Genomic DNA, 21,911 nt, shown 5'->3' on the forward strand with positions numbered 1-21,911 from the left:
CGGACCCGGGCCGACCCCGGCGCGCGTACCTTCCCGCGCGCCGGGACCGTCGCCGTGCCCTGCGGCCGAGCGCGGCCCCCACCGTCGGCCGGTGTGCGCCTCAAGCGCCGGCGGGGCTGGGTTGGCTGAGCTCGGCCTTCGTCTTGCGGCCGGTGTGCGCCTCAAGCGCCGGCGGGGCTGGGTTGGCTGGGCTCGGCCTTTGTCCTGCGGCCGGTGTGCGCCTCAAGTGCCGGCGGGGCTGGATCTGGCCGCGTCGAACGCCCTCCATGTCCCGGCACCCATGCCCCGCACCCGCCTGCCCCGCGCATCCGCGACCCGCACCATCTGCTCTGCCCCGCCCTGCCCCGTCCCGCTATGTGCCCCGCAAGGCCTCGTGTTGGAGGGTCAGGCCGTCCAGTAGGGCTGTCAGGCCCGTTTCGAAGGCGGCCTGGTCTACCTCGCGCTGGCGCTCGGCCAGCAGGTGGGCCTGGCCCAGGTGCGGGTAGTCCGCGGGGTCGTACGCCGCCTCGTCGTCCACGAAGCCCCGGGCGAACGAGGCCACCGCCGACCCCAGGATGAAGTACCGCATCAGCGCGCCGATCCGCGTCGCCTGCGCGGGCGGCCACCCCGCCGCCGTCATCGCACCGAACACCGCGTCGGCCACCCGTAGCCCGGCCGGCCGGCGCCCCGGCCCCCGGGCCAGTACCGGCACGATGTGGGGATGGTCGGCCAGCGCGTCACGGTAGGAGTGCGCCCAGTCGGCCAGGGCCGTGCGCCAGTCGCGCGGATCCCCCTCCTCGAACATCGACAGGTCCACCCGGGCGCTCACCGCGTCCGCGACCGCCTCCAGGATCTGGTCCTTGGTGCGGAAGTGGTTGTAGAGGGACGGCCCGCTGACCCCCAGGGCCGCCGCCAGCCGCCGGGTCGAGACCGCCTCCAGCCCCTCCGCGTCCACGAGCGCACCCGCCGCCGTGACGATGCGTTCTCTGCTGAGGAGGGGCTTGCGCGGTCTGGCCATGCGCCACATAGTAGGGCCTGTCCCGCTTAAACTACCGGTGGTAGTTTAAGCGTCCGTCAGCGAGTCCTGTCGGGTCCTGTCGAGTCCGAGGGGCGCCCCGGCGGCGTCGAGGGGTGGCCATGAACCTGGAACTCAGCGAGGAGCAGACCGCGGTCCGCCGCCTCGCCCGCGACTTCGCGGACCGCGAGATCACGCCGTACGCCGCCGACTGGGACCGCGCCGAGAGCGTGGACCGGGCCATCGTCAAGAAGCTCGGCGCCGTCGGCTTCCTCGGCCTGACCGTCCCCGAGGAGTACGGCGGCTCCGGCGGCGACCACCTCGCCTACGTCCTGGTCACCGAGGAGCTCGGCCGCGCCGACTCCGCCGTGCGCGGCATCGTCTCCGTCTCCCTCGGCCTGGTCGCCAAGACCGTCGCCGCCTGGGGGAACGAGGAGCAGAAGCGGGCCTGGCTGCCGCGGCTCTGCTCCGGCGACGCCCTCGGCTGCTTCGGCCTCACCGAGCCCGGCACCGGTTCGGACGCCGGCAACCTCACCACCCGCGCCGTGCACGACCCCGCCACCGACACCTACACCGTCAACGGCGCCAAGACCTTCATCACCAACGGCACCTGGGCGGACGTCGTCCTCGTCTTCGCCCGCACCAACGACGAGCCCGGCCACCGCGGGGTCTCCGCCTTCCTGGTCCCCACCGACAGCCCTGGCCTGACCCGCCGTGAGATCCACGGCAAGCTCGGCCTGCGCGGCCAGGCCACCGCCGAACTCGCCTTCGCCGACGTGCGCGTTCCGGGCGCCGCGATGCTCGGCCCCGAGGGCAAGGGGTTCTCGGTCGCGATGTCCGCGCTGGCCAAGGGTCGGATGTCGGTCGCCGCGGGCTGTGTCGGCATCGCCCAGGCGGCGCTGGACGCTGCCCTCGCGTACGCCGCCCAGCGCGAGCAGTTCGGCAAGTCGATCGCAGGCCACCAGCTCGTCCAGGAGCTGATCGCCGACATCAGCGTGGACGTGGACGCGGCCCGGCTGCTCACCTGGCGGGTCGCCGACCTCATCGACCGCGGACTGCCCTTCGCGGCCGAGTCCTCGACCGCCAAGCTCTTCGCCTCCGAGGCCGCGGTGCGCGCGGCGAGCAACGCCCTCCAGGTGCACGGCGGTTACGGCTACATCGACGAGTATCCGGCGGGGAAGCTGCTGCGCGACGCCCGCGTCATGACCCTCTACGAAGGCACCAGTCAGATCCAGAAGCTGCTCATCGGCCGTTCCCTGACCGGGGTTTCGGCCTTTTGATCCACCTGTCGGTCCCGCCCGTACGCATGCACGCGCCTGAGTACCGGGGTGAACGCACCTGAGTACGTGCGCGGATTACCCCGGCCGCGCCCGCTCGCGATGCTGGACCCATGAACGAGACACCGGTCAAGCAGCAGAACACGGGGGCCTATTACGGCCAGGCCGTCGCCTCCTTCGGCGTCGCCATGGGGGCCGTCGCCCTGGGGATCTACAACCTGGAGGCGAACGCGTGGGTGCGGGCCTTCCTCGGCATCGCGGTGCTCTACCTCGTCACCTCCGCCTTCACGCTCGCCAAGGTGGTCCGTGACCGCCAGGAGGTGACCCAGATCGTCACCCGGGTCGACCAGGCCCGGATGGAGAAGATCATGACGGAGTACGACCCCTTCACGCCGCGGTCGGCGCCGAAGCCCGCGCAGGACCGCTAAGCGCTTGCTCACCCTCCGGTAAGGTGTTCACTTCCACGCGGGGACGAGCACGGCGAAGAGGGTGAGCGGGCGATGGACATCGCGGACGAGGCGACGACCGGCGGCTACCAGCCGTGGTCGGAGGTCACCCCCGACGCCGCGCGCCGGCTGCTGCTCGCCGCCGTCGAGGCCTTCGCCGAACGCGGTTACCACGCCACGACCACGCGCGACATCGCGGGCCGGGCCGGGATGAGCCCGGCCGCGCTCTACATCCACTACAAGACCAAGGAAGAGCTGCTCCACCGGATCAGCCGGATCGGCCACGACAAGGCCCTGGAGATCCTGGAGACCGCCGCGGACGGGCCCGGCACCGCCGCCCAGCGGCTCGAAGCCGCCGTCCGGTCCTTCGTGCTCTGGCACGCCGCGCACCACACCACCGCGCGCGTGGTCCAGTACGAGCTCGATGCTCTCGCTCCGGAGCACCGCTCCGACATCGTGGCGCTGCGCCGTCGCAGCGACGCCGCCGTCCGCCGGATCCTCGCGGAGGGGGTCCGCGCGGGGGAGTTCGACGTGCCGGACGTGCCGGGCACCACCCTCGCCGTGCTGTCGCTGTGCATCGACGTGGCCCGCTGGTTCAGCACCGCCGGTCAGCGCACGCCCGACGAGGTCGGCGCCCTCTACGCCGGCCTCGTCCTGCGCATGGTCGGCGCGCGCCCGTAGCGCGCTCGCGGGCCACCCCGACGTACCGGTCGGTTCAGAAGTAGTAGCGGGACACCGTCTGTGCCACGCACACCGGCTTGTCGCCGCCCTCGCGCTCGATCGTGACCGTCGCCGCGACCTGCACCCCGCCGCCCGCCTCCGTGACCTCGGTGATCACGGCGGTGGACCGCAGGCGCGAGCCGACGGGCACGGGCGCGGGGAAACGGACCTTGTCCACCCCGTAGTTGATGCCCATCTTCATGCCCTCGACCCGCATCGTCTGCGGCACCAGGCTCGGCAGCAGCGACAGCGTCAGGTACCCGTGGGCGATGGTCGTCCCGAAGGGTCCGGACGCCGCGCGCTCGGGGTCCACGTGGATCCACTGGTGGTCGCCGGTGGCGTCCGCGAAGAGGTCGACCCGCTTCTGGTCGATCTCCAGCCACTCGCTCGGCCCGAGCGGCTCGCCGATCCCCCCGCGCAGTTCCTCGGCGGACGTGAAGATCCTCGGCTCGGCCATGTGCGTGTTCCTGCCCCTCGACGACGACGACGATGAACGAACTCAACGACTCGATCAACTCGATCAACGAATAAGCGCTTGCTCAGCATGCTGGGACCACCTGCGTCTGTCAACGGACACCCGCGAGCCCCGCCGCCCACCGCCCCGCCGCCCACCGCCCCGCCGCCCACCGCCCCGCCGCCCGCAGCCCCACGCCGCCCGCCGCCCCGAGCCCCGCCGCCCGCCGACCTCCGGCGTCGACGCCCACAGCCACCGACTACGCTCGGCCCGGTGCCGCAGATTCCCGAAAAAGTCCACGAACTCACCGTCGGCCAGCTGTCCGCGCGCAGCGGCGCGGCGGTCTCCGCGCTCCATTTCTACGAGACCAAGGGCCTGATCAGCAGCCGCCGCACCGCGGGGAACCAGCGCCGCTACACCCGTGACGCGCTGCGCCGCGTCGCCTTCGTGCGCGCCGCCCAACGCGTCGGCATCCCGCTGCTCACCATCCGCGAGGCACTGGCCCAGCTCCCGGAGGAGCGCACGCCCACCCACGAGGACTGGGCCCGGCTGTCCGAGAACTGGCGCGCCGAGCTCGATCAACGGATCAAGCAACTCGGACGGCTGCGCGACCACTTGAGCGATTGCATCGGCTGCGGCTGCCTCTCGCTGGAGACCTGCGTGCTGTCCAACCCGGACGACGTCTTCGGCGACCGCATCACCGGCTCCCGCCTCTACGTCACACCCCAGTAGCGAGACGCCCCGGTAGCGAGCAGGGCCAGCGCCGCCGCCACCAGTTCTTCGTTGGAGCGGGCCGGGCGACCGTCCGGCAAGAGGAGTACGTCGCCCAGCCCGGTCCGAACCCATCGGTGCGGCCCGACCCCCGCGCCGCGGAGCAAGGCTCCCCAGGCGGCGGCATCACGGCCGTACACCAGCACCTCGCGCGCCCCGCCCGCGGCACTCACACCCACCCCGTCCCACGGACCCCCGTCCCCCGCACCCCCGGCCCCCACCTCCACCACCAGTCGCGCCACCCCAGCCACCCCAGCCACCCCAGCCACCCCGGTCACCCCAGCCAACGCGGCCACCCGCAGCGCCCCCTCCGGACCGCCCCCGGCGCCCCCGACGGCCCCCGGCACCACCGCGTCCACGGCCACGCCCCGCTCCGCCAGCGCGGCCGCCAGCTCCACCGCCCCCGGCTCGGCGAAGTGCACCTCTGCCCGGTCGGGCAGCACCTCCCAGGACCGCACCCGGGCCACCCGCGCCCCGGGGTCCGCTTCCGTGCCCACGCTCGCGCACACCACCAGCGGCACCGCGACCCCGCCCTCCCGCAGCGCCCGGAGCAGCGGCCCGACCACCCGCGGCGAAAGGCTCTCGCGCCCGCACGGGGTCCGCGGGCGCACCAGCACCTCCGCGGCCCCGGCGGCCACCGACCGTAGCGCCGACTCCACCAGCGCCCGCGGGGACATCGGCACCGCGGCCCCGTCGGCCGCGGTCCGCGCCCCGTTCAGCGACACCTGCAACCGGACCCGGCCGGCCCGCACGCCCCCGGCTCCCGTCACCAACCCGTACCCGCGCCCTTACCTGTACCCGCGCCCTTACCCGTATTCGCACCGGCCCCCGTATCCGCCCACGCACCCGCGCCCGTCACGCCGAGTCCGCGAGCGCCGGTCTGGGCACCACGATCCCGCAGCCCGCGCACACCGGCCCCACCCAGTGGCCGGGCCCGACCGGGGCGTTCCAGCGCAGCTCCTGGTCCCCGCACACCGGGCACGCCGTGCCCGGCTCCGACTCCAGCGCCTTCACCAGCCGTCGCAGCACCTCGCCCAGCGCGCCCTCCGGGCGGACGTCCGGGTCGGCGCACCGTACGACCGCCGCCTCGCCGCCCCACGCCCACTCCGGGCGCCGCAGTCCGTCGTGCTTCTCCCGGCGCCGACGCTCGGCGAAATGGCGCTCGTACTCCAGCCACACCGCCCGCGCGTCCTCCAGCTCCTCCAGCGCGGCGACCAGCCTGAGCGGGTCCGCGCCCCGGTCGTCGGGTCCTATCCCGTGCCGGTCGCACAGGTGCCACCAGGTCGCCCGGTGCCCGTACGGGGCGAAACGCTCCAGACAGCGGCGCAGTGAATGGCGCCGCAGGGCCCGGTCGTTGCCCGCGTCGCGCACCTGGTACGCCAGACTACGGAAACCCGCCATCACACCTGCACCTCCGTCGCGCTCGTGCCCGCACACGGCATCGAGTGACGTCACATGTCCTTGATGTGCCCAACATGCCCGCCCGGGCGCGGGCGCATGCGGGGGCGGTCGAGGCGTGCGGGTGGCACATGGCCGGAAGTCAGCGCCCCACGCGCCCCGCCAGTGTGACCAGGCGGGCCAGTTCCTCGTGGCAGACGTCGCTGTGCGCCCCGAAAGGTGCCCCTCCGCGCCGCACCACGGACGCCGCGTCCACGCTCACGCACCCACCGGTCGGGAGCCCGCCGCGCAGCGCCGCGTCCAAGGTCAGCCGTGCCGAGCCGGGCACCTCCTGGATGCCGTCGTGCCCGACCGCTCCCCACCGGGCGTCGAAACCCGCGAAACCGGTCGCGTCCCCGGCCATGCGGGAGGCCAGCGGGTAGAACACCTTCAGGGCGGTGTCGAAGCCCGAATGGCAGGCGACCACCGGTCCGTCCACCCTCGTCTGGAGACCGTGCAGGTCGCCGGCGCCCGGGCCGAACGGCAGTCCGGCGGCGAACGCGTAGTGGGAGAAGGCTCCTTGGAGCAGGGTCACCGAGCGTACGGAACGCGGTCCGGCCGCCGGCAGCCCGCGCAGCGCGAACGAGACCACCCGGGCCCCGAAGCTGTGCCCGATCAGGTGGATCCGCGGGCCCGTCCCGCCGCCCGGCGTCCGCGGCGACCCCGCCAGCACCGGGCCGAGTCCGTGCTCGCCGACGACCCCGGCGCGGTGCTTCATCCGGTAGTAAGTGGCCTGCCTCAGCAACTCCTTGGCGCCGTTCCAGAGGGAGTGCGCGGCGGATCCGGCCGAGAGGCCATGCGCCCCCGCCACCGGCGGTGCGCCGTCCAGCGCCCCGGTATCCGCCAGCGCCTCCGTGAAGGTGCGGCACACCTCCAGCACGTCCTCGGTGAACATCAGCGGCACTCGGGCGGGCGCGGTCGCTCCCGGGCCCGCCGGGGCATTCGTGCCGCTCAACTCCCGTATCAGTGCGCCGAATTCGATGAGCGAGGCGGCCGACTCCGGCTGTTCTTCGAGAAGCTGCGTCAGCCGGTCCAACTCGGCCTCCCGGCCCGGCCAGAACTCCCCGAGCGCCGACCGCGTCCGCGGATCCAACCGCACCGCGTATCCGGTGTCCGCGACCGCGGCCAGGTGTCCGAAGTTCGGCGGCGGATCGTCGGAGAAGACCATCGACGGCCAGAACACCCCCACGTACCCGGGCCGCACCCCCGGCCCCAGCAGCCCGGGGAACGGCGCGAAGAAGTGGTCGTAGAGCTGGGTGGAGGTGGCCCGGTCGCTGTTCCAGCCGTGCGCGAAGACGAACAGGTCCGTCGCGTCCAGCCGGGCCACCGCGTCCCGGGACGCCGGATCCACGTCCCCGTCCGCGTCGAAGACCAGCTCCGCGTACGGCCGTACGCCCACGCCGGCGGCCCCAGCCGCCCCGACGGCTCCAGCCGCCGCGCCCGGCACTCCCGCACCCGCCATGACGTCCCCCTCCGCGTCGCACCGCCGGGCCGCGGCGCGGCCGGTGCCGACAGCATCCTGCGGGCACCCCCGACCGGCCAGCCCCACGACCGCACCGACCGCACCGGCAGGTCCTCTCGGCAGGTCCCCTCGGCAGGTCCCATGGGCACGTCCCCCCGGTACGCGCCTCAGGGATAGAGCAGGTACTTCTCCCGGACCGCGGCGAACCGCGCCAGCCCCGCCTCCCAGTCCGCCACGATCTCCGCGACCCCCGCCCCGGCGTCCACCATCAGCCGGACCCGGTCCGATCCGGTCAGCCGGTCGATCCAGTGGTCCGCGCGCCACGCGAAGCCGCTCCAACTGCTCCGCGCGCTCACCAGCAGCCCGATCCCGGTCCGCACCGGGTCGAAGACCTCCGGGTCGTGCACCAGCAGCCGCACCCCGCCGCACACCCGCCCGGCGTGCTTGGAGAAGGACGGGGTGAAGTACGCCTCCCGGAACCACACGCCCGGCAGCCCCAGCGCATCCGCCTCCCGCGCCCAGCGCCGGTCGACGCCCTCCGCGCCCAGCACCTGGAAGGGGGTGGTGGTGCCCCGCCCCTCGGACAGGTTCGTCCCCTCGAAGAGGCAGGTCCCGGCGTAGGCGAGCGCCGATTCCGGGGTCGGCACGTTCGGGCTCGGCGGCACCCACGGCAACCCCGTCGCCCCGAACCGGTCCCGGCGCCGCCATCCGGACATCGCGACCGTGCGCAGCCGCACCGGGCGCGCCGCCAGGAACTCGCCGTTGAACAGCAGTGCCAGCTCGGCCGCCGTCATCCCGTGCGCGAGCGCGATCGGCTCCCGGCCCACGCCGCTGGCGTACGCCCGCTCCAGCACCGGACCGCAGGCCCGGGCCCCGCCCACCGGATTGGGCCGGTCCAGGACCACCAGGGCCTTGTCCGCCAGCGCGGCCGCCCGCATGCAGTCGTACAGCGTCCAGATGTAGGTGTAGAACCGCGCGCCCACGTCCTGGACGTCGAAGACCACGGTGTCCACGCCGGCCGCCGTGAAGACGTCCGCGAGCGCCTGCCCGCTCTTGTCGTAGACGTCGTACACGGGCAGTCCCGTCGCCGGGTCGCGGGAGGTCCCCTCCGACCCGCCCGCCTGCGCGGTCCCGCGGAAGCCGTGCTCCGGCCCGAACACCGCCACCAGGCGCACCCGTTCGTCCGCGTGCAGTACGTCGACCAGGTGGCGCGCGTCGGCGGTGATCCCGGTGGGGTTGGTCACCACCCCGACCCGCTGCCCGGCGAGCTCCGCGTACCCGTCGGCCACCAACCGCTCCAGCCCGGTCACCACCCGCCCCGGCGTCCGGCCCCGCCCCGGCCCCGGCGCGGCGGCGCCCACCGCGCCCGCGGCCCCCAGCGCCCCCGCCACTCCCAGCAGTCCCCGTCGCGACAGATCCATCGGCCCACGCTAGGCGTCGGCACCCTTCCACCCCGGCATACCGACTGGTTAGTCTGCCGTCGACCGGCGCGATCCGGCGCGGGCGACGGCAGGCGACGAGGGGCGGATCCAGTGGGCACGGAGCAGCACGGCCGGCAGGAGCAGCACGAACCCGACCCGGGCGCGCACGCCGGCACGCTCGACGACCGGCGCGGACACGAGGGCGCGCGCGTCGTCGTCACCGGCGCGGGCGGCGGGATCGGCGCCGCCCTCGCGCACCGGTTCGCCGCCGAGGGTGCGACCGTCGTGGTCAACGACCTCGACCCCGCGAAGGCCGAGAGCGTGGCGGGGGAGATCGGCCCGTCGGCGATCGCGCTGCCCGGCGACGCCTCGGCCGTCGTGGCCGAGGCCCGCGAGGCCCTGGGCGGCACGGTGGACGTCTACTGCGCCAACGCCGGGCTCGCCTCGGGCGGTGACGCCTTCGCCGACGAGGCCGTCTGGGACGCCGCCTGGCAGACGAACGTGATGGCCCACGTCCGGGCGGCCCGCGCACTGCTGCCGCACTGGCTGGAGCGGGGCGGCGGCCGGTTCGTCTCCACCGTCTCGGCCGCCGGGCTCCTGACCATGATCGGAGCCGCGCCGTACAGTGTCACCAAGCACGGTGCACTCGCCTTCGCCGAATGGCTGTCGCTGACCTACCGCCACCGCGGGATCCAGGTCCACGCCATCTGCCCGCAGGGAGTGCGCACCGACATGCTGACGGCCGCGGGTTCCGCCGGCGAGCTGGTGCTCGCGCCGACCGCCATCGAGCCCGCAGCGGTCGTGGACGCCCTCTTCGACGGCATGGCGCAGGGCCGGTTCCTGATCCTCCCGCACCCCGAGGTCGCCGGATACGCCGCAGCCCGCGCCGCCGACCCCGACCGCTGGCTCAGCGGGATGAACCACCTCCAGCAGAAGTGGGAGAGCCGGTGACCGGGCCCGCGCACCAGGGCCCCGGGCCCGACGAGGAACAGCCCGCGCACCGGGCCCCCCACCCGGAGCCGCCCGGCTCGCCCTACGCCGCGCGCCCCTGGCTCGGCCGGCTCACCGCCGCCCAGCGGGCCCCCGTGAGCCCACCGCCCACCGTGCTGCACGCCTTCCGCGACGCCGTGGCCCGGGCCCCGGGCCGGACCGCGCTCGCCTACTTCGACGGGCGGATCGACTACGCCGGGGCGGACGCGCTCTCCGACTCCGTCGCCGGGTACCTCGCCGCGCGCGGGGTGCGGGCGGGGGACCGGGTCGCGGTCATGCTCCAGAACACCCCCCACTTCGCGCTCGCCGTCCTCGCCGCCTGGAAGACCGGGGCCGTCGTGGTCCCGCTCAACCCGATGTACAAGTCCGCCGAGGTGGCGCACGTCCTGCGCGACTCCGGGGCGGCCGCGCTGGTCTGCGACCGCCGCGCCTGGGCGGCGTACCTGGAAGGGACCGTGGAGGGCACGGACGTACGCACCGTGCTCACCGCCCGCGACCTGGACTTCCAGACCCGCGGCGACACCCGCGTCCTGGACCCGGACCCGGACCCGGACCAGAGTCCGCCGCTGCCGGACGGCATCGCCGAGGACTTCCTCGCGGTGGCCCGCCACGGCCACCGAGCCCCCGCCTTCCCGGACACCGGCCCCGCCGACACCGCGCTGATCAGCTACACCTCCGGCACCAGCGGCACCCCCAAGGGCGCCTTGAACCCGCACGGCGCGATCACCCACAACGCGGAGCGCCAGGTGAGCGCCCACCCGGTCCCCGAGGGCGCCACCTACTTCGCCCTCGCCCCGCTCTTCCACATCACCGGCCTGGTCTGCGAACTCGCCGCCTGCTTCCGCAACGCGGGCACCCTCGCCCTCGCCCACCGCTTCGACGCCGGCGTGGTCCTGGACGCCTTCCTCGAACACCGTCCGGCCTACACCGTCGGCCCGGCCACCGCCTTCATGGCGCTCGCCGCCCACCCCGGCGCCACCCGCGACCACTTCGCCTCGTTCCGGGTGATCTCCTCCGGCGGTGCCCCGCTGCCGCCCGCGCTGGTCGAGCGGCTGCGCGCCGCCTTCGGCTTCTACCTCCGCAACGGCTACGGGCTCACCGAATGCACCGCCCCCTGCGCCTCCGTGCCCCCGCACCTCGAAGCGCCGGTCGACCCGGCCTCCGGCACCCTCTCCGTCGGCGTCCCGGGCGCGGACACGGTCGTACGCATCCTCGACGAGCGCGGCGCCGAGGTGCCGCTCGGCGAGAGCGGGGAGATCGCCGTCCGCGGGCCCCAGGTGGTGCCCGGCTACTGGCGGTTGCCCGCCGACACGGCCAAGGCCTTCCCGGGCGGCGAACTGCGGACCGGGGACATCGGCTTCATGGACGCGGATGGCTGGCTCTATGTGGTCGACCGCAAGAAGGACATGATCAACGCGTCCGGTTTCAAGGTCTGGCCGCGCGAGGTCGAGGACCTCCTCTACACGCACCCGGCCGTCCGCGAAGCCGCCGTCGTGGGCGTTCCGGACCCTTATCGGGGGGAGAGTGTGAAGGCGTACGTCAGCCTTCGCCCCGGTATGTCCATGGAGCCCGCCGAACTGTCCGCGTACTGCGCCGAGCGCATCGCCGCGTACAAGTACCCGCGCCAGGTCGAGATACTGCCTGTTCTCCCGAAGACGACCAGTGGCAAGATCCTGCGACGGGAACTGCGCGAGCGCGGCTGAAAATCAGCGGTGGGCGCGTCGCGTTCGAAGGTGAAGGCGAAGGGAAGGCGAAGGCCATGGAAACCAGGGAGCCGGCGCGGCAGCAGGAGTCCACGCGCCCGCAGGAGTCCACGCGCCCGCCGAGGGAGCCCGCGCGGGCCAAGGACGCCGCCGCGGCGCCGGACGCGCCGGTCCCGCAGCGGCTGCTGGCCGTCGCGACCCGGCTCTTCGCCGAGCGCGGCTACGACCGCACCTCCGTCCAGGAGATCGTCGAGGCGGCAGGGGTCACCAAGGGCGCCCTCTACCACTACTTCGGATCCAAGGACGACCTGCTGCACGAGGTGTACGCGCGGATGCTGCGCCTGCAGCAGCAGCGGCTCGACGCGATCGCCGACTCCGCGGCACCCGTCGAGGAACGACTGCGGGCGGCCGCGGCCGACGTGGTGGTCACCACGATCGAGAACCTCGACGACGCGATGATCTTCTTCCGCTCGATGCACCAGCTCAGCCCGGAGAAGTACAAGCAGGTGCGGGCCGAGCGGCGGCGCTACCACGAGCGCTTCCGGGCCCTGGTCGAAGAGGGCCAGCTGAGCGGGGTCTTCGCCGCCGTCACCCCCGCCGACCTGATCGTGGACTACCACTTCGGGTCGGTCCACCACCTGTCCACCTGGTACCGCGAGGACGGCCCGCTCACGCCGCAGCAGGTCGCCGATCACCTCGCCGACCTGCTGCTGCGCTCGCTGCGCCCGTAACCGCCGCCCGTAGGCGTCGTCCGCCGGGATCAGCCCAGCGGGAGGACCTTGCGGCCCCACGTGTCCTCGGCCACCACGGCGAAGGAGATGTACCAGGCGATGCCCGCGGTCAGCAGGCCGAGGAAGCCGCCGGTGTGGCCGAGCGCGGTGACCTCGGTCAGATCGCCCAGCGCGAGGAAGAGGAAGGTCAGCGCCAGCGAGATGAAGAGCGCGCGGTGCGCGACGTCCAGCTTCAGCGCGGCGACGGACATGTAGGCGGTGAAGACGAACCAGGCCACGAGGAACCAGCCGGTGGCGACGTGCGCCTGGTCGGCCGGCAGCGTCGGGACGACGAACTTCACGTAGCCCGCGAAGGACATCCAGAAGGCGCCGTACGAGACGAACGCCGTGGTCCCGAAGGTGTTGCCGCGGCGGAACTCCATGATGCCCGCGACGAACTGCGCGAGACCGCCGTAGAACAGCGCCAGCGGGAGCACGACGGCGCTGAGCGCCGCGTTCGAGATCAGGCCCGAGTTGAAGAGGCTGAGCACGAAGGTGGTCAGTGCGAAGGCGGCCAGACCGAGCGGTCCGGGGTTGGCGACCCGCCCGGACGGGGCGGAAGGCGCGGCGGAGGCTTCGGCGGCGGGCGCGGCGGCGGGAGCCACCGGAGCCGGGGCCAGAGTGGAGCTAGGCATGACGAGGAGCACTTTCGGTGGGGGGTATACCGAATATATCGGACCTTTACGGAGGTCCAGACCAGTCGAAAGTCCCCCTCACGGCCGAAGATCGGCCCCTCGCCACCCGCGGCCCCTCGCGAGACCCGCGGGCCGTTCCCGCGGCGGACCGCGGGGACGGCCCGCCGCGACACCCGGTGCTCAGCGGTACTGCTTCAGCTCCCGCCGCGCCAGCGACCGCTGGTGCACCTCGTCCGGACCGTCCGCCAGCCGCAGCGTCCGCGCCGCCGCCCACAGCTCCGCGAGCGGGAAGTCCTGGCTGACCCCGCCGGCTCCGTGCAACTGCACCGCCTGGTCCAGGATCCCGACCACCGCGCGCGGGGTCGCGATCTTGATGGCCTGGATCTCGGTGTGCGCGCCCCGGTTGCCGGCCGTGTCCATCAGCCAGGCCGTCTTCAGCACCAGCAGCCGCAGCTGCTCCACGGTCACCCGGGCGTCCGCGATCCAGTTCTGCACCACCCCCTGCTCGGCCAGCTCCTTGCCGAAGGCGGTGCGGCCCAGCGCGCGCCGGCACATCAGCTCGATGGCCCGCTCGGCCATCCCGATCAGCCGCATGCAGTGGTGGATGCGACCGGGGCCGAGCCGGGCCTGGGCGATGGCGAAGCCGCTGCCCTCGTCCCCGATCAGGTGGGAGGCCGGGACCCGTGCGCCGTCGAAGACCACCTCGGCGTGACCGCCGTGGTCGTGGTCCTGGTAGCCGTACACGCTCATCGCGCGCCGGACCTCGACGCCCGGAGCGTCCCGCGGCACGAGGATCATCGACTGCTGGCGGCGCGGATCGGCGTGGTCCGGGTCCGTCTTGCCCATCACGATGAAGACCTTGCAGTCCGGGTTCATCGCCCCGGAGATGTACCACTTGCGCCCGGTGACCACGTAGCTCCCGCCGTCCGCGGAGCGCTCGATCCGGGTCTCGACGTTCGTGGCGTCCGAGGAGGCCACCTCGGGCTCGGTCATGGCGAACGCGGACCGGATCTCCCCGGCCAGCAGCGGCTCCAGCCACCGCTTCTTCTGCTCGTCGTCCCCGAACTGGGCCAGCAGCTCCATGTTCCCGGTGTCCGGGGCCGCGCAGTTGGTGGCCATCGGGGCCAGGTGCGGACTGCGGCCGGTGATCTCGGCGAGCGGCGCGTACTGGAGGTTGGTCAGCCCGGCGCCGTAACGCTCGCCCGGCGCGGCGTGCCCGTCCCCGCCCTGCCCCTCCACGAAGAAGAGGTTCCACAGGCCCTGGCGGCGAGCCTCGGCCTTGAGGTCGCCGAAGACCGCCGGGGTGTCCCAGGGCGAGGCCAGCCGGGCCCGCTGCTCGGCCGCCACCGACTCCGCGGGGTAGACGTACGCGTGCATGAACGCGAGCAACCGCTCGCGGAGTTCCTCGGTCCGGGCGTCGAATGCGAAGTCCATGGGCGCGTGCCTCAGCCTTCCTGGAGGGTCGTCAGACCGTGTTCGATGAAGACCGGGACCAGCTCGCCGATCCGGTCGAAACCCGCTCCCACGGTCTGGCCGAGGGTGAAGCGGTAATGGATGCCTTCGAGGATGACCGCGAGCTTGAACCAGGCGAAGGCCGTGTACCAGGAGATCGCCCCGGTGTCCCGGCCCGAACGGGCGGCGTACCGCTCGATCAGCTCGGCCGGCGCCGGATGGCCCGGAGCCCCGCTGGTCGTGCTCACCGGCGACTCGGTCAGCCCCAGGTCGGAGCTGTACATCACCAGCAGCCCGAGGTCGGTCAGCGGATCGCCGAGGGTGGACATCTCCCAGTCCAGCACCGCCCGGATGGTGTCGTCCGGCCCGCCGATCAACACGTTGTCGAGCCGGAAGTCCCCGTGGACCACGGTGGGGGCGGGGGAGTCGGGCAGGGCCCGGCCGAGCGCGCCGTGCAGCTCGTCGATGCCGGCCAGCTCCCGCCCCCGGGAGGCTGCCAGCTGCTTGCCCCAGCGCCGCAGCTGCCGGTCGAGGAAGCCCTCGGGGCGGCCGAAGTCGTCCAGGCCCACGGCCCGCGGATCCACCGCGTGCAGCTCGACCAGGGTGTCCACCAGGCCGAGCACCGCCCGGCGGGTCCGCTCGGGGCCGAGGGCGGCCAGCTGCCCGGCCGTGCGGTAGGGCACCCCCTCCACGTACTCCATGACGTAGAAGGGCGCGCCGAGCACCGATTCGTCCTCGCAGAGCAGCAGCGCCCCGGGCACCGGCACCGCCGTGCCGTGCAGCGCCGCGATCACCCGGTGTTCGCGGCGCATGTCGTGCGCGGTGGCCAGGACGTGCCCGAGCGGCGGGCGCCGGACCACCCAGCGCGCGGCGCCGTCGGTGATCTCGTAGGTGAGGTTCGACCGGCCGCCCTCGATCAGCCGGCCGCGCAGCGGCCCGGACACCAGGCCGGGGCGCTCGCGGTCGAGGTGGGCGCGCAGCCGCTCCAGGTCGAGGCCCCGGGGGTCGGCGGCCGGTGGTGTGGTCATGGTGCGGACCTCCGTACGGAAGGGGCGGGAGGTGCCCGGTCGGGTGCGTGTCCCGCATGTCTCGCAGCCATCATGCCGACCGGTCGGTATGCCGTCCAGAGTGCGGACCGAAACTTCGCCCCGGAGCCGGAGCCGGAGCCGGACCCGCCCCGCCTCCGACGCCTCCGTCGCCCCGACCCGCCGTCAGGCGTGGCAGGCGATCGGAACTCCGCCGTTCATCACCGTCATGTCCCGCAGCACCGCCATGATGTCCAGCGGCTCCCCGAGGGTGCCCCCGTCCAGCTCCGCGTAGGCCCGGTGCAGGTTGGCCACCAGCCGCTCGCTCTCCCGCCAGAGCGCGAACTCCCCGAGGTCCGCCCGCCGCGCGACCTCCAGCGGGGTGTCCCCCCGCTCCTTGCCCTCCCGGGCGAGCTGGTCGACGTAGCGCAGGTAGCGCTCGGTGGCCTCGTACGCCGACGGGTCCGTCAGCGGCCCGTGGCCCGGTACGACGGTCTCCGCGTCCAGGGCGCGCAGCAGCTCCAGCGCCCGCAGCGAGCCGGCCAACGAACCCATGGCCAGGAAGGGGGTGCCCTCGGCGAAGACCAGGTCCCCGGTGAAGACGGTCCGCTGCCGCGGCAGCCACACCACCGAGTCGCCGACGGTGTGCGCGACGCCCGGGTGGATCACCTCCACCTCGGTGTCGCCCACGTGCACCGTGGCGCGCTCGCTGTAGGTGAGGTCGGGCGCGGTGATGGGCAGGGCGCCGAAGTCGGTCTCCGGCCAGATCAGTTCGAGCTGGCGCCCCGCGTCCAACTGCTCCGAGCGGCAGCGGTCGTGGCCGAGGACGAGCGCCTCGGGGGTGAAGACGGCGTTGCCGTAGGTGTGGTCGCCGTGGTGGTGGGTGTTGACCACGGTGCGCGGCAGCGGCGACCCGGTCGAGGTGATGGCGTCGCGCAGGGCCAGGGCCCGGCGTTCGGTCGCCGCGGTGTCGACGAGCAGGCTCCGGCCGCCGCCGGTCACGAAGCCGGCGTTGTTCAGGCACCAACCGCCGTCCGGCTGTATGTAGGCGAAGACGCCGGGCGCCGGCTGGACGAGGTAGGGCTTGTCTGCGGTCATCTGCGCTCTCCCCGGGTCGCTTTGACGGGCGGGCAGCATCCTGCCAGCCCGCGCGGACCCGGGGGAGGGCGGGGTCACCGCGGAACGGGAGCCTCACCGGTCGTCAGCGGTCGTCAGCGGTCGTCAGCGGCCGTCAGTGGTCGTCATAGTGCCCGTCGTGCTCCGCGTGCCGGTGGCCGTCGTGCACGTAGTCCACGTGGTCGCCGTGCGCGACCGACTCGTGGCCGCAGTCCGCGCCGTGCGCGTGGTCGTGCCCGGTGTGCGGCACGTGGCCCGCCGGTTCGCACTCGTCCCAGTGCCCCGAGTGTTCCCGGTGCAGGTGGCCGTCGTGCGCGTAGTCGACGTGGTCGCCGTGTTCGACCGGGGCGTGCCCGCAGCCGGGGCCGTGGGAGTGCTCGTGCGTCGCGTGCTCGTGGTGCAGGGTCGTCATGGCGCCGAGGCTAGTGGGGATCGGGTGGTATCACCCGTTCCATCACCCTTGTGTCACCGCGCCGCGGAGAAGCCCGATCATCGCACCGGCGGGCGCGCGCCCCCGGACGGCGGGCCTCAGACGATCAAGGCCATCGCGAAGACCGCCAGGGCCACGGTCCACAGGGTGACCGCGAGCGCGGCCCGCGGCGCCAGCCCCGGCGGCCGCCGGGTCGCCAGCTCCGCCATCCTGCGGTGCGCCGCCCGCAGGAACGCCAGCCAGACCAGCACGATCAGCACGGTCGCGGCGACCGCGACCGGCGTCCCCGGCCCGTGCAGCACCTGCCGCACCCCCAGCACCGCGGCCGCCGACACGCTGAGCGTCGTACGCCGCCACGCCATCCGGGTGCGCTCAGGCTGCAACCCGGGATCCCGCACGGCCGCGGGGGCCCCGTACCCGCTCACCGTCCGGTCGTCCAACCCATCAGCATGACCACCACCATCGCCACCGCGACCAGCCCCACCCCCAGGCTCAGCACCACCGGGAACGGCGACAGCGGCAGGTCCTCGCCGCGCCGCATCGCCCGCTCGCAGCGCACCCAGTGGTTCACCGCCCGCAGCGCGCAGGCCGCGCCCACCGCCAGCAGGGCGAAGGCCATCCCGACGCGCACCGCCCAGCGCAGGTCCGGCAGGAACTGGTCCACCGCGAACCCGCCGCCCACCAGGGCCAGCGCGGTGCGGATCCAGGCGAGGAAGGTCCGCTCGTTGGCGAGGGAGAACCGGTAGTCGGGCGTCGCACCCTCCTCCCGGAGCCGCCGCGGCGCGAACCAGAGGCGCACGTCCCTCACGAAGTCGATCATCCGACCAATCTACTGTCCGACGTCCGATGATCGGGGGAGCGCCCCGGCGGATCCGCTACCCCTGCCCCTGCCCCTGCCCCCGCCCCCTGTGGTGCTCCTCCAGCCGCCGGTACGCCGCCAGCCCGTCCGGCACCCACGGCCAGGATCCGTCGGCGACCCGCCGTGCCACCTCCGCCCCGTCCACGAAGGCGTACCAGTCCACCTCGGAGACCTGCGGACGCACCGGCAGGTCGCACCGGACCTCGTGCACGTACGACCACCAGGCCCCGCCCTCGCCCTCGTACAGGAACTTCAGCACCGGCGTCGGCTGCGCCAACCCGCTCACCCCCAGCTCCTCCTCGGCCTCCCGCAGCGCGGCCCCCGCGTAGTCCTCGCCCGCGCCCAGCACCCCGCCCACGAACATGTCGTAGCGGGACGGGAACACCAGCTTCGACGCGGTCCGCCGGTGCACGAAGATCCGCCCCTCGGCGTCCCTGACCCGCACGAACACGCAGCGGTGCAGCAGCCCCCGGGCGTAGACCTCGCCCCGCCGGGCCCGCCCGGTGACCCGGTCCTCGCGGTCCACCACGTCCAGTACCTCGTCCGCCGGATCCATCGCGCTCATGCATCCCATCCAAGCACCGGTGTTGACTGGTTACCGCGAGGTAGCCAAGGATCTGTCCCAATCCACCGAGGTCAGGACGGAAAACGCATGGGGTACGACGCAGACGTGATCGTGATCGGCGCCGGACTGGCGGGCCTCGTGGCCACCGCCGAGCTGGTGGACGCGGGCCGCAAGGTCATCCTGCTCGACCAGGAGCCCGAGCGGTCGATCGGCGGCCAGGCCCACTGGTCCTTCGGCGGCCTGTTCTTCGTGAACTCCCCCGAGCAGCGCCGCATGCGCATCAAGGACAGCCACGCCCTGGCCCTCCAGGACTGGTTCGGCACCGCCGGCTTCGACCGCCCCGAGGACGCCTGGCCGCGCCGCTGGGCCGAGGCCTACGTCGACTTCGCCGCGGGGGAGAAGCGCCCCTGGCTGCACCAGCGCGGCGTCCGCTTCTTCCCCGTGGTCGGCTGGGCCGAGCGCGGCGGCTACGACGCCACCGGCCACGGCAACTCCGTACCCCGCTTCCACATCACCTGGGGCACCGGCCCCGGGCTGGTCGAACCCTTCGAGCGGCGGGTCCGGGCCGGGGTGGCCCGCGGGCTGGTCCAGCTGAGGTTCCGGCACCGGGTCACCGGCCTCTCCCGCAATGCCGGGACCCTGGACACCGTCACCGGCGAGGTCCTGGAGCCCTCCGACGCCGAACGCGGCGCCGCGAGCAGCCGCGAGGCCACCGGTTCCTTCTCGCTGCGCGCCCAGGCGGTCATCGTCACCTCCGGCGGCATCGGCGGCAACCACGACCTGGTCCGCGCCCAGTGGCCCGAGCGGCTCGGCACCCCGCCCGAGCGGCTGCTGTCCGGGGTCCCCGCCCACGTGGACGGCCTGATGCTGGGCATCGCGGAGCGCGTCGGCGCCAGCCACATCAACAAGGACCGCATGTGGCACTACACCGAGGGCATCGAGAACTGGAACCCGATCTGGGCCCGGCACGGCATCCGGATCCTGCCCGGCCCCTCCTCGCTGTGGTTGGACGCCACCGGCAAGCGGCTGCCCGTACCGCTCTTCCCCGGCTTCGACACCCTCGGCACCCTCGACCACATCATGAGGACCGGCCACGACCACACCTGGTTCGTGCTCAACCAGCGCATCATCGGCAAGGAGTTCGGGCTCTCCGGCTCCGAGCAGAACCCCGACCTCACCGGCAAGTCCGTCCGCGAGGTCATCAACCGGGCCCGCCAGGACGTCCCCGGACCGGTCAAGGCCTTCATGGACAACGGCGCCGACTTCGTCGTCGAACGCGACCTCGGCGCGCTGGTCCGCGGCATGAACGCGATCACCAAGGAGGGCCTGATCGAGGAGGACGCGCTGCGCCGCGAGATCACCGCCCGCGACCGCGAGATCGCCAACCCCTTCACCAAGGACCTCCAGGTCATGTCCATCCACGGGGCCCGCAGGTACCTCGGGGACAAGCTGATCCGTACGGCCGCCCCGCACCGGATCCTGGACCCCAAGGCGGGGCCGCTGATCGCCGTCCGGCTCTCCGTCCTGACCCGCAAGTCCCTCGGCGGCCTGGAGACCGACCTCTCCTCGCGCGTGCTCGGCGCGGACGGCGCACCCCTGCCCGGCGTCTACGCGGCGGGCGAGGCCGCGGGCTTCGGCGGCGGCGGGGTGCACGGCTACCGCGCCCTGGAGGGAACCTTCCTCGGCGGCTGCATCTTCTCGGGCCGGGCGGCGGGCCGCGCGGCGGCGCAGGCGGTGGCCTGACCCGCGGCCCCCGACCGGCGGGCCCCGCCCCGCCCCGGGCCCTCAGCCGCGGAGCTCGACGACCCCGAACCGTTCGGCGACGACCAGCGTGTCCTCGTCCACGGTGAACCCCGGGTCGCCGAGCTCCTCCCGTACGGGCGCGCTGTGCCAGAACTCCTCGTGCGAAGCGCGCCATTCGGCCACCGAGGTGTCCCCCTCGCCCTCGTCCACGGCGTGCCGCAGGTCCACCTCGCCCAGGCGCAGGACCCGTACGTCGACCACCTCCACCAGCGCGACCGCGCGCTCCGCCGAATCGACCAGCATCCTCCGGTCACCGGGCCGGGGCAGCGGCTCGCCCTCTGCTTCATATCCGGCCAACAACCCGGTCGTCGTGGTCTTCGCGCCACTCAGCACCGCCGCGACCAAGCGGTCGCGCAAGGGCCCGGGAAAGCCCAGCAAGTACGGCGGCACGTCCTCGGAGTTCGTCATGCGGACACCCTAAGTGCCCGCGCGCGCCGGCGCGCGCGGGCACCGAATCGGCACAACCGTCCCAACTCCGCCAAGGTGATGACCAGTTGAAACCCGCCACCCAGTGGACTGGACCTTGACGCGGAGCTGTGCCTACCGGTTTGCTGTGCGTGATCATCCACCGCTCGTCGACCCGCGCTCGCGTTCTGGAGGGAAACCGCGGATGTCTCCGCCTCCGCCGCCCCTCGGCCGCGCTCGCAAACGAGCCGCCCAGCTCTTCGATCCGGCCCTGTGCGACACGGAACTGGTCGACGTGCGCACCCAGTTCACCCAGGGTCGGTGGGCCACCGCCCGGAGCCTGCTCGCGGCCACCGCCGACGACTGGGACCGCCGCGGCCACCGCGTCGTCGTCCTCGCCGAGACCCCGGCCGCCACCGCCTGGGCCCGGGAGTGGCTGCTCGCCGAACCGGAGAGCGCCGACGCCGCCACCCTGCTCGCCTGCGCCGCCGTCTTCACCGCCCTGCGCCGCAAGGGCACCCCCGAAGCGGCCGACGAGGCGTGCCGCCGGGCCGCCGCCCTGTTCCCCGCCGACCCCACCCCCTGGCTCGGCCTGCTGCTGCTCTCCCGCGCCTTCGGCACCGAGGAGGAGTTCAGCCGCCACTTCGACCAGGTCCGCGCCCGGCACCGGGAACACCACCACGCCCACCACGTCATGGTCGCCCGGCTCGCCGAACGCCTCCCCGGGACCGGCCACGACCCGCTCCACGAGGTCTACGACTTCGCCGCCTGGGCCGCCGAGGAGTCGCCGGCCGACTCACCGCTCGCCGTCCTCCCCGTCATCGCCCACGCCGAGCGCTACCGCGTCCTGGCCGCCGGCCACGGCGGCGGCCCGGCGGCCGCCGCGGCCGCCGCACACTGGTCCGGCCGCCGGGCCCGCCAGGTCCTGCGCTCCGCCTTCGACTGGTGGCTCGAATGGGAACGCGAGGACCACCCGCGCAACCGCGTCGACCTCAACTTCCTGGCCCACGCCAAGCTCTGCGAGGGCCGCCCCGCCGAGGCCGCCGCCCTCTTCCAGCGGATCGGGAGCCACGCGACCCGGGCCCCCTGGTCCTATCCGGACCTCGACCCGCACAAGGCCTTCCTCGCCGCGCGCAGCGCCGCACTCGGCTCCGCCTGAACCCTCCGCTCCGCGCA

The 21,911-nt window shown here is 73.8% G+C and carries 24 protein-coding genes; 9 read left to right on the forward strand and 15 right to left on the reverse strand.

What is annotated here, in order from left to right; genetic code table 11:
* Nucleotides 1-352: 352 nt before the first annotated feature.
* On the reverse strand, nt 353-997 hold the full coding sequence (locus ACIBEA_RS32420) for a TetR/AcrR family transcriptional regulator (protein WP_399266762.1): 645 nt from the start codon (nt 995-997) through the stop codon (nt 353-355).
* 119 nt (nt 998-1,116) lie between these two features.
* On the opposite strand from ACIBEA_RS32420, the gene ACIBEA_RS32425 reads away from it, so the two are divergent.
* From ACIBEA_RS32425 to ACIBEA_RS32435, 3 genes are all read left to right on the forward strand, one after another.
* On the forward strand, nt 1,117-2,274 hold the full coding sequence (locus ACIBEA_RS32425) for an acyl-CoA dehydrogenase family protein (protein ID WP_399266763.1): 1,158 nt from the start codon (nt 1,117-1,119) through the stop codon (nt 2,272-2,274).
* Between the two features lie 110 nt (nt 2,275-2,384).
* Nucleotides 2,385-2,699, forward strand: a complete 315-nt coding sequence (locus ACIBEA_RS32430; protein WP_399266764.1) for a YiaA/YiaB family inner membrane protein — start codon at nt 2,385-2,387, stop codon at nt 2,697-2,699.
* Nucleotides 2,700-2,771: 72 nt separating this feature from the next.
* Nucleotides 2,772-3,398, forward strand: a complete 627-nt coding sequence (locus ACIBEA_RS32435) for a TetR/AcrR family transcriptional regulator (protein ID WP_399266765.1) — start codon at nt 2,772-2,774, stop codon at nt 3,396-3,398.
* Nucleotides 3,399-3,432: 34 nt separating this feature from the next.
* Here the strand turns inward: ACIBEA_RS32435 and ACIBEA_RS32440 are convergent, their stop codons facing one another.
* Nucleotides 3,433-3,894 (reverse strand): MaoC family dehydratase, encoded by a 462-nt coding sequence (locus tag ACIBEA_RS32440; RefSeq protein WP_354383576.1) that lies wholly within the window; start codon nt 3,892-3,894, stop codon nt 3,433-3,435.
* A gap of 270 nt (nt 3,895-4,164) precedes the next feature.
* Between ACIBEA_RS32440 and soxR the strand changes: the two genes are divergently transcribed.
* A complete protein-coding gene (gene soxR, locus ACIBEA_RS32445; RefSeq protein WP_385782756.1) occupies nt 4,165-4,623 on the forward strand; it encodes a redox-sensitive transcriptional activator SoxR in 459 nt (152 codons plus the stop codon).
* Here soxR and ACIBEA_RS32450 read toward each other — a convergent pair.
* From ACIBEA_RS32450 to ACIBEA_RS32465, 4 genes are all read right to left on the reverse strand, one after another.
* Nucleotides 4,605-5,432: a 3-keto-5-aminohexanoate cleavage protein gene (locus tag ACIBEA_RS32450; RefSeq protein WP_399266766.1), complete on the reverse strand. Its 828-nt coding sequence runs from the start codon at nt 5,430-5,432 to the stop codon at nt 4,605-4,607. The genes soxR and ACIBEA_RS32450 overlap by 19 nt on opposite strands.
* 85 nt (nt 5,433-5,517) lie before the next feature.
* The gene (locus ACIBEA_RS32455) at nt 5,518-6,063 is read right to left on the reverse strand and encodes a hypothetical protein (RefSeq protein WP_399266767.1); all 546 of its coding nucleotides are present in this window, start codon (nt 6,061-6,063) and stop codon (nt 5,518-5,520) included.
* 139 nt (nt 6,064-6,202) lie between these two features.
* Nucleotides 6,203-7,561, reverse strand: a complete 1,359-nt coding sequence (locus tag ACIBEA_RS32460; RefSeq protein ID WP_399266768.1) for a serine-threonine protein kinase — start codon at nt 7,559-7,561, stop codon at nt 6,203-6,205.
* Nucleotides 7,562-7,728: 167 nt separating this feature from the next.
* Nucleotides 7,729-8,982, reverse strand: a complete 1,254-nt coding sequence (locus tag ACIBEA_RS32465) for an exo-beta-N-acetylmuramidase NamZ domain-containing protein (protein ID WP_399266769.1) — start codon at nt 8,980-8,982, stop codon at nt 7,729-7,731.
* 111 nt (nt 8,983-9,093) lie between these two features.
* Here ACIBEA_RS32465 and ACIBEA_RS32470 point away from each other — a divergent pair, with 111 nt between their 5' ends.
* The 3 genes from ACIBEA_RS32470 to ACIBEA_RS32480 are packed head-to-tail and all read left to right on the forward strand — an operon-like array spanning nt 9,094 to nt 12,406.
* Nucleotides 9,094-9,933 carry an SDR family oxidoreductase gene (locus tag ACIBEA_RS32470; protein ID WP_399266770.1) on the forward strand — a complete coding sequence of 280 codons (840 nt, stop codon included), beginning with the start codon at nt 9,094-9,096 and terminating at the stop codon, nt 9,931-9,933.
* Nucleotides 9,930-11,675 carry a class I adenylate-forming enzyme family protein gene (locus ACIBEA_RS32475; protein WP_399266771.1) on the forward strand — a complete coding sequence of 582 codons (1,746 nt, stop codon included), beginning with the start codon at nt 9,930-9,932 and terminating at the stop codon, nt 11,673-11,675. Before ACIBEA_RS32470 ends, ACIBEA_RS32475 begins: the two co-directional genes overlap by 4 nt.
* Nucleotides 11,676-11,731: 56 nt before the next feature.
* Nucleotides 11,732-12,406 carry a TetR/AcrR family transcriptional regulator gene (locus tag ACIBEA_RS32480; protein WP_399266772.1) on the forward strand — a complete coding sequence of 225 codons (675 nt, stop codon included), beginning with the start codon at nt 11,732-11,734 and terminating at the stop codon, nt 12,404-12,406.
* Between the two features lie 29 nt (nt 12,407-12,435).
* Here the strand turns inward: ACIBEA_RS32480 and ACIBEA_RS32485 are convergent, their stop codons facing one another.
* The 8 genes from ACIBEA_RS32485 to ACIBEA_RS32520 all read right to left on the reverse strand — a co-directional run bounded on the left by ACIBEA_RS32485 (nt 12,436) and on the right by ACIBEA_RS32520 (nt 18,518).
* A complete protein-coding gene (locus ACIBEA_RS32485) occupies nt 12,436-13,080 on the reverse strand; it encodes an acetate uptake transporter (protein ID WP_399266773.1) in 645 nt (214 codons plus the stop codon).
* A 180-nt stretch (nt 13,081-13,260) separates the two neighbouring features.
* A complete protein-coding gene (locus ACIBEA_RS32490; RefSeq protein ID WP_399266774.1) occupies nt 13,261-14,514 on the reverse strand; it encodes an acyl-CoA dehydrogenase family protein in 1,254 nt (417 codons plus the stop codon).
* Between the two features lie 11 nt (nt 14,515-14,525).
* Nucleotides 14,526-15,560, reverse strand: a complete 1,035-nt coding sequence (locus tag ACIBEA_RS32495; protein ID WP_399266775.1) for a phosphotransferase family protein — start codon at nt 15,558-15,560, stop codon at nt 14,526-14,528.
* A 183-nt stretch (nt 15,561-15,743) separates the two neighbouring features.
* Nucleotides 15,744-16,655, reverse strand: a complete 912-nt coding sequence (locus tag ACIBEA_RS32500) for an MBL fold metallo-hydrolase (RefSeq protein ID WP_399266776.1) — start codon at nt 16,653-16,655, stop codon at nt 15,744-15,746.
* 133 nt (nt 16,656-16,788) lie between these two features.
* Nucleotides 16,789-17,085 (reverse strand): hypothetical protein, encoded by a 297-nt coding sequence (locus ACIBEA_RS32505; protein ID WP_399266777.1) that lies wholly within the window; start codon nt 17,083-17,085, stop codon nt 16,789-16,791.
* A 116-nt stretch (nt 17,086-17,201) separates the two neighbouring features.
* Nucleotides 17,202-17,528 (reverse strand): DUF202 domain-containing protein, encoded by a 327-nt coding sequence (locus ACIBEA_RS32510; protein WP_399266778.1) that lies wholly within the window; start codon nt 17,526-17,528, stop codon nt 17,202-17,204.
* Nucleotides 17,525-17,923, reverse strand: coding sequence for a YidH family protein (locus tag ACIBEA_RS32515; RefSeq protein WP_399266779.1), 399 nt, complete (start codon nt 17,921-17,923; stop codon nt 17,525-17,527). The genes ACIBEA_RS32510 and ACIBEA_RS32515 overlap by 4 nt, the downstream gene beginning before the upstream one ends.
* 55 nt (nt 17,924-17,978) lie before the next feature.
* The gene (locus tag ACIBEA_RS32520) at nt 17,979-18,518 is read right to left on the reverse strand and encodes an NUDIX domain-containing protein (protein WP_399266814.1); all 540 of its coding nucleotides are present in this window, start codon (nt 18,516-18,518) and stop codon (nt 17,979-17,981) included.
* A 96-nt stretch (nt 18,519-18,614) separates the two neighbouring features.
* Between ACIBEA_RS32520 and ACIBEA_RS32525 the strand changes: the two genes are divergently transcribed.
* A complete protein-coding gene (locus ACIBEA_RS32525; RefSeq protein WP_399266780.1) occupies nt 18,615-20,270 on the forward strand; it encodes an FAD-binding dehydrogenase in 1,656 nt (551 codons plus the stop codon).
* A gap of 42 nt (nt 20,271-20,312) precedes the next feature.
* Here the strand turns inward: ACIBEA_RS32525 and ACIBEA_RS32530 are convergent, their stop codons facing one another.
* Nucleotides 20,313-20,738, reverse strand: a complete 426-nt coding sequence (locus ACIBEA_RS32530; protein ID WP_399266781.1) for an ASCH domain-containing protein — start codon at nt 20,736-20,738, stop codon at nt 20,313-20,315.
* Nucleotides 20,739-20,940: 202 nt separating this feature from the next.
* Here ACIBEA_RS32530 and ACIBEA_RS32535 point away from each other — a divergent pair, with 202 nt between their 5' ends.
* The gene (locus ACIBEA_RS32535) at nt 20,941-21,894 is read left to right on the forward strand and encodes a hypothetical protein (protein ID WP_399266782.1); all 954 of its coding nucleotides are present in this window, start codon (nt 20,941-20,943) and stop codon (nt 21,892-21,894) included.
* The last annotated feature ends 17 nt before the right edge of the window (nt 21,895-21,911 follow it).

The organism is Streptomyces sp. NPDC051555, from assembly GCF_044454405.1.
GTDB lineage: Bacteria > Actinomycetota > Actinomycetes > Streptomycetales > Streptomycetaceae > Streptomyces.